General features: G+C 73.6%; 6 protein-coding genes. 4 read left to right on the top strand and 2 right to left on the bottom strand.

Annotation, left to right across the window (positions count from 1 at the left end):
- Positions 1 to 43: 43 nt before the first annotated feature.
- Positions 44 to 1,813: an acetyl/propionyl/methylcrotonyl-CoA carboxylase subunit alpha gene (locus ACWGPE_RS04385; protein WP_231431620.1), complete on the bottom strand. Its 1,770-nt coding sequence runs from the start codon at positions 1,811 to 1,813 to the stop codon at positions 44 to 46.
- Positions 1,814 to 1,905: 92 nt separating this feature from the next.
- A complete protein-coding gene (locus ACWGPE_RS04380) occupies positions 1,906 to 2,547 on the bottom strand; it encodes a Maf family protein (protein ID WP_231431619.1) in 642 nt (213 codons plus the stop codon).
- A gap of 45 nt (positions 2,548 to 2,592) precedes the next feature.
- Here ACWGPE_RS04380 and ACWGPE_RS04375 point away from each other — a divergent pair, with 45 nt between their 5' ends.
- The 4 genes from ACWGPE_RS04375 to ACWGPE_RS04360 all read left to right on the top strand — a co-directional run bounded on the left by ACWGPE_RS04375 (position 2,593) and on the right by ACWGPE_RS04360 (position 7,005).
- Positions 2,593 to 3,957, top strand: coding sequence for a class I SAM-dependent RNA methyltransferase (locus ACWGPE_RS04375; RefSeq protein WP_452048216.1), 1,365 nt, complete (start codon positions 2,593 to 2,595; stop codon positions 3,955 to 3,957).
- A gap of 87 nt (positions 3,958 to 4,044) precedes the next feature.
- Positions 4,045 to 4,722: a response regulator transcription factor gene (locus ACWGPE_RS04370; RefSeq protein ID WP_231431617.1), complete on the top strand. Its 678-nt coding sequence runs from the start codon at positions 4,045 to 4,047 to the stop codon at positions 4,720 to 4,722.
- Entirely contained in the window at positions 4,709 to 5,998 is a 1,290-nt protein-coding gene (locus ACWGPE_RS04365; RefSeq protein WP_452048215.1) for a sensor histidine kinase, read from the top strand. The genes ACWGPE_RS04370 and ACWGPE_RS04365 overlap by 14 nt, the downstream gene beginning before the upstream one ends.
- Positions 5,995 to 7,005, top strand: a complete 1,011-nt coding sequence (locus ACWGPE_RS04360) for a hypothetical protein (protein WP_231431615.1) — start codon at positions 5,995 to 5,997, stop codon at positions 7,003 to 7,005. Before ACWGPE_RS04365 ends, ACWGPE_RS04360 begins: the two co-directional genes overlap by 4 nt.
- Positions 7,006 to 7,039: the final 34 nt, after the last annotated feature.

The raw sequence follows: 7,039 nt of genomic DNA, 5'->3' as shown, positions 1-7,039 counted from the left end.
GCCGCGAGCGATGAGCTCGCGGCATCCCGTTCGTCCGCGGGGATCAGGCGTCGGCGATCGAGAGCAGCAGGTGCCCGCTCGACACGGTCGCGCCGGGCTCGGCGTTGATGCCGCCGATGACGCCGTCCTTATGGGCGACGATCGGCTGCTCCATCTTCATCGCCTCGAGCACGAGCACGAGGTCGCCCTTGACGACCTTGTCGCCCTCGGCGACGGCGACCTTCACGACGGTGGCCTGCATGGGCGCCTTCACGGCATTGCCGGTGCCCGTGTCGACGGTGTGCGAACCGCTCCGGCGGCGCGGCGCGGCGCCGGCGGTGTGCGAGAGGGATGCCCCGCCGGCGAGTCGCTTCGGCAGGCTGACCTCGATGCGACGACCGGCGACCTCGACGACGACGTTCGAACGCGCGGCGGGGCCGCTCGTCTCTTCGAGCTCGCCCGACCACGGTTCGAGGCGGTTGTCGTACTCGGTCTCGATCCAGCGGGTGTAGACCGAGAAGGGCTCGTCGCCGGCCGGCGCGAAGGCGGGGTTGTCGACGATGTCGCGGTGGAAGGGCAGCACCGTCGGGAGCCCCGCGACCTCGAACTCGTCGAGGGCGCGTCGTGCACGCTCGAGCGCGTCCTTGCGATCGCGTCCGGTGACGATGAGCTTCGCGAGCAGCGAGTCGAACGCCCCCGAGATCTCGTCGCCGCTCGTGACGCCCGAGTCGACGCGCACGCCGGGCCCGCCGGGGAAGCGGAGCTGGTGGATCGGGCCGGGAGCGGGGAGGAAGCCGCGACCGGGGTCTTCGCCGTTGATGCGGAACTCGATCGAGTGCCCCTGGGTCACGGGGTCGGGGTAGTCGAGCACGCCGCCCTCGGCGAGGCGGAACTGCTCGCGCACGAGGTCGAGCCCGGTGACCTCCTCGGAGACGGGGTGCTCGACCTGCAGGCGGGTGTTCACCTCGAGGAACGAGACCGTGCCGTCCTGGCCGATGAGGAACTCGCAGGTGCCCGCGCCGACGTAGCCGACCTCCTTGAGGATGGCCTTCGAGGCGCTGTAGAGGGCCTCGACCTGGGCGTCGGTGAGGAAGGGCGCGGGCGCCTCTTCGACGAGCTTCTGGTGGCGGCGCTGCAGCGAGCAGTCGCGGGTCGACACGACCACGACGTTGCCGTGCTGGTCGGCGAGGCACTGGGTCTCGACGTGGCGCGGCTTGTCGAGGTACTTCTCGACGAAGCACTCGCCGCGGCCGAACGCCGCGACGGCCTCGCGGGTGGCCGACTCGAAGAGCTCGGCGACCTCGTCGCGTTCGCGGGCGACCTTGAGGCCGCGACCGCCGCCGCCGAACGCCGCCTTGATCGCGACGGGGAGACCGTGCACGTCGACGAAGTCGAGCACCTCCGAGGCGTCAGCCACTGGGTTGAGCGTGCCGGGCGCGAGCGGTGCGCCCACCTTCTCGGCGACGTGCCGCGCCGAGACCTTGTCGCCCAGCCGCTCGATCGCCTCGGGCGACGGCCCGATCCAGATGAGGCCCGCCTCGATGACGGCGCGGGCGAAGTCGGGGTTCTCGGCGAGGAAGCCGTAGCCCGGGTGCACGGCGTCGGCGCCCGAGCGCCGCGCGACCGAGAGGATCTTGTCGATGACCAGGTACGTGTCGGCGCTCGTGGTGCCGTCGAGGGCGTACGCCTCGTCGGCGAGCTTCACGTGGCGGGCGTCGCGGTCCTGGTCGGCGTACACGGCGACCGAGCCGAGGCCGGCGTCGCGAGCGGCGCGGATGACGCGGACGGCGATCTCTCCACGGTTGGCGATGAGGACCTTGGTGATGCGCGGCATAATCCCCAAGCCTATTGCGCGGGCACGTCACACCTTTGGGCGACCTCCACAAAATGAATGGATGTCTCTTGCGGCAGTCGACAATCGCGCGATCAGCCCGCGCGGTTCCACAGCGAGGTCCAGTCGACGCCGAGTTCGCGGACGAGGTCGCGCAGGGTCGACAACGAGAGGCCCACGACCGTCGACGGATCGCCCTCGACCCGTCGGATGAACGGCCCGCCGAGCGAGTCGACCGTGAACGCGCCCGCGACGAGGAGCGGCTCACCCGACGCGATGTACGCGTCGATCTCGGCCTCGTCGAGGGCCGCGAACCGCACGGTCGCGACATCGGGGCGCCCGACCGCGCCGTTCACCCGGCCGTCGCGGTGGTCGATGAGCCAGTGCCCCGACCAGAGGTCGCCGTGCCCGCCGTTCTGGGCGAGCCAGCGCGCCTTGGCGACCTCGGGCGTGTGCGGCTTGCCGTGGATCGCGCCGCTCGTGAGGAACGCCGAGTCCCCGCCGAGGATGAGTCCGTCGATCGGCTCGCCGCCGGGCTCGGCGCCCACGAGGGCCTCGGCCTTCGCGCGGGCGAGGAGCTGCACCATGTCGCGCGCGGCGAGCGGCCCGTGGTCGGCCTCGTGCGCCGCGACGGCGGCCTCCTCGTCGACGCCGGGCGGCACCGCGATCGGCTCGATGCCCGCCGCACGCAGGGTCTGCAGGCGGGCGGGCGACGTCGAGGCGAGGTAGAGGCGCATCCTCCCATCCTGCCCGCGGTCAGGCTGCTGTGGAATGCTCGACGCATGGTGAATCCCGATCGTCGACGCACCGACCGCTCGCGCCGCCGCCCGGCGGGAACCGGCACGACTGCGCCCCGCACGCCCCGCCCGGCCCCCGCCGAGCCCCGGCTCGACGGGCCGGTGCTCGAGCTCGACGTCGAGCGCATCGCCCACGGCGGTGTCGCCGTCGCACGGCATGAGGGTCGGGTCGTGTTCGTCGCCGACGCCATCCCGGGCGAGCGCGTCCGCGCCCGTGTGAGCGACAGCGGCAAGGCGAGCTTCTGGCGCGCCGACACCCTCGAGGTGCTCGACGCCTCGGCCGACCGCCGCGAGCACCCGTGGGCCGAGGCGGGCGTCGACCGCGCCCCCGAGCGCCGCGCGGGCGGCGCCGAATTCGGCCACATCGCCATGGCGCGCCAGCGTGCGCTGAAGGCCGAGGTGCTCGTCGACGCCCTCGCGCGGTTCGGCGGGATCGAACGGGCCGTCGAGGTCGAGGCGGTCGACCCCGCACTCGCGCCGGGGGCCGATGCCGAGCTCGGCACGGGCTGGCGCACGCGACTGCGACTGCAGGTCGACGCCGAGGGCCGAGTCGGCCCGTACGCCGCTCGGAGCCACCGGGTGGTGCCCGTCGCGTCCGTCCCGCTCGCCGTGCCCGAACTGGCCCCTCTCGCGCCCCTCGACGAGCGTTTCGCCGGGGCGCATGCCGTCGACCTCGTCGCCCCCTCGGTCGGAAACCCGTGGGTCGTCGTCGACACCGGCGAGACGACGCGGGGCGGACGCCGCCAGCGCGTCGAGGAGCAGGTCGGGGATCGTGTCTTCGGGCTCGACCGGGGCGGCTTCTGGCAGGTGCACCGCGCCGCCGCCGCCACCCTGACCGCGGCAGTGCAGCAGCTCGTCGACGCCGACCTGTTCGACCCCCGCGCCGCGAACCACGACCTCTACGGCGGCGTTGGCCTGCTCGCGGCCGCCGTCGGAGACCGCTTCGGCGAGACGGTGCGGATCACGAGCGTCGAGTCCGACGCCCGCGCGACCGAGCACGCCGGCGCCAACCTCGCGGACTGGTTCGGCGCACGGGCGCTGACGGGGCGCGTCGACCGCTACCTCGACGAGCTCGCCGCGAGCGCGGGGCGCACCGAGCGCGACCGCCTGCGCGCCGCCACGGTGGTGCTCGATCCGCCGCGGTCGGGCGCGGGGCGGCAGGTCGTCGACCGGCTCGCCGAGCTCCGTCCGCGCCAGCTCGTCTACGTCGCCTGCGACCCGGTCGCGCTCGCCCGCGACATCGGGCTCCTGCGCGAGCACGGCTATGAGCTCGACGAGCTTCGCGCGTTCGACCTCTTCCCCAACACCCATCACGTCGAGGCGGTGGCCCGGCTGACGGTGCACGAGTAGCGCGGGGCCGCACGCCGCGACGCGGCCGGCGGGCCGCTCGAGCGCTATCGTGTACTCGAGCCCGCAACCGACGAGAAGGGGGACCTCGTGGCAGACGGCGCGCATCCGGCGACCGTGGCGATCGTCGACGACCACGAGGCCGTGCGGCTCGGCCTCCGGGCCGCCTGCGAGTCCGCCGGGTACGTCGTGGTGGCCGACACGGCCGACGTCGCGAGCCTGATCCCCGTCATCGACGGGCGTCCGTGCGACGTCGTGGTGCTCGACCTCTCGCTCGGCGACGGCACGACCGTGACCGAGAACGTGCGGGCCGTCCTCCGCACCGGCAGCGCCGTGCTCGTGCACAGTATCGCCGACCGCGTCGCGGCCGTGCGCGAGTCCCTCGCCGCCGGTGCCGCGGGCGTCATCCCGAAGGCCTCTCCGATGTCCGCGGTCATCGCCGCGATCGCGACGGTCGCCGGCGGCGGCGTGCTGAACAACGTCGAGTGGGCGAGCGCGATCGAGGCCGATCGCGACTTCGCGAAGGCGCAGCTCGGCCGGCGCGAACGCGACGTGCTGCACCTCTACGCCTCGGGGCTGCCCCTCAAGGCGGTCGCGATCCAGCTCGGCATCGCGCACTCCACCGCCCGTGAATACCTCGACCGCATCCGTGCGAAGTACGTCGAGGTCGGGCGGCCCGCCCCCACGAAGGTCGACCTGCTGCGTCGGGCGGTCGAAGACGGCATCCTGCCAGGGCTCGACTCCGACGGCGGAGATGCCCGCGCCTGAATGGCGGGTGCCCCGCCTCGCGCGGCGCCGTGCCACCGTGACCCGGGCCCAGGTCGAGACGATCGTCTCCCGGGCGCTCGGGCTGTTCGGCCTCGTGTTCGGCGCGCAGACGGTGCCGCTCGCGCTCGCGCAGGCCGATGCGCTCGGGCGGGGCTCAGGGGCCGCGCTCATGGCGGGGCTCTACGGGGCGATCGCCGCGCTCGCCGTGGCGACCGTCATGAAGTCGGCCGTGCGGGTCGCGTGCCTCGTCTTCGCCGGGCTCTACGCGGTCGCGCTCATCGTCTGGCCGTTGCTCGTCACCGACACCGAGGCGCTCGACGGATCGACCCCATGGCTCTACTACCTCTGCACCGTCGCGACGACCGCCGCCGTCGTCGCCCTGCCGCCGGTCTGGGCGGCCGCGTACACGTTCGTCGTGCCGGCGATCTACGGGGTGATCCGCGCCACGCCGTCCGGCGGCGGGGCGCCACCGCTGCTCGCCGTGCTCGACGCGGTCTACGCGATGGTGCTCGGCGTCGTGGTGCTCGCGATCATCACGATGCTCCGCGAGGCCGCCGAGTCGGTCGACAACGCGCAGGAGGCGGCGCTCGAGCGATACGACGTCGCCGCCAGGCAGCACGCCACCGAGACGGAGCGGATCAAGGTCGACGCCCTCGTGCACGACAGCGTGCTCACGACGCTGCTGTCGGCCGCCGCGGCGACCACGCCGGGCGAGCAGCAGCTCGCCGCGAGGATGGCGCGCGACGCGCTGCACCGGCTCGACGAGGCGGGTGCGACCGGACCACGGGCGCTCGACCGGGTCGGGCTCGCCGTGCTCGTGCGTCGCCTGCGCGCCGCCCTCACGACGTTCTCGACGCCGTTCACGGTGCGCGTCGTCAACGCGGCGGGCGTCGAGTTGCCGGTCGAGGCGATCGATGCGCTCTACACCGCCTCGGTGCAGGCGATGGTCAACAGCCTGCAGCACGCCGGTGAGCCGGGCCGCCGGGTCCGTCGCGACATCCGCATCCGAGGAGTTCGGGCGGGCGGCTGCGTCATCGAGATCTCCGACAACGGCGTCGGGTTCGACATCGCGGCGGTGCCGCCCGTGCGGCTGGGCCTCCGGGTCTCGATCGAGGAGCGGATGTCGAACGTCGGCGGCAGCGCCGACATCGACTCACGGCCCGGCCACGGCACGAACGTGACGCTGGCATGGCCGGCGGGGGCCGGGCACGCGCCGCGGACGGAGACGGGCCGGCTGGGCGGGCCGGCCGAGGACGGCGAGGGGGCCGACACGTGATCACGATCCCGCGCTGGCTCCTGCTCGTGCTCGGCGCGCTCTTCTCGGCCTACCACGTCGTCCTCGGCATCTACTCGATCGGCGTGCCTGCGTCGCCGTGGCCCGCGGCCGCCGCGCTCGTGCTCTACGCGGCGGCGACGACCATGAGCCTCTGGCCGACACGTCGCATCCGCATGCCCGACTGGCTGGCCGCCTTCGACCTCGCCGTGAGCATCGTCGTGCCGGTGCTCGTCACCGGCCAGCTCGATCCGTCCGCCGACAACGGCTACGCGACCTGGTACGTCGCTGCGGTCGGCACCCTCATGACCATCGCCGCGGCGCGTCGCCGGCTCGTCACGGCCTGGCTCGGCGTCGGCGCGCTCGCCGTGCAGACCGTCATCTGGGCGGGACCGTTGGCACTGGGCTCGCTCGGCGTGATCGGCAGCATCGTGTGGGTGGCGATCGCCCACATGCTCACGAGCGCGCTCACGAGCGCGGGCCGCGAGACCCGCCGGTACGCGCAGGCCGAGCGCGAGGCCGCCGCCTGGCAGGCGGCGCAGGACGCGCACCTGTTCGAGGGCCGCATGCGGCTGGCGCACACGAACCGCGTCGCCGCCCCGATGCTGCGCCGCATCTCCGACCTCGACGGCCGGCTCGACGAGGCCCAGCGTGCCGAGTGCCGCCTGCTCGAGGCGACGGTGCGAGACGAGATCAGGGGTCGGATGCTGCTCACCGACGCCGTTCGCGTCGAGGTGCACCGGGCGCGCCAGCGAGGCATCGACGTGACGCTCCTCGACGAGGGCGGCATCGACGACCTCGACGAGTCCGCCCGCGACCGCGTGCTCTCGCAGCTGGCGGAGGCGATCGCCGGCTCGCAGGCCGATCGGATCATCGCGCGGACCGCGGCGGAGGGCTCGCCCACCGCCGTGACGGTCGTCGGCCTGGTCGAGAGCGGTGAGTCCGAAGCCGGCATGGGGGACACCGACGACCTCGACGTCGAGCTCTGGCTCGAGATCCCGCGGGAATGAAGGAGGGGGACCGATCCTCGATCGGTCCCCCTCA

The sequence above is a fragment of the Agromyces sp. NPDC055658 genome (assembly GCF_053618155.1).
The sequence above is the reverse complement of the archived record's forward strand: the minus strand, read 5'-3'. Positions and strand labels throughout refer to the sequence as shown.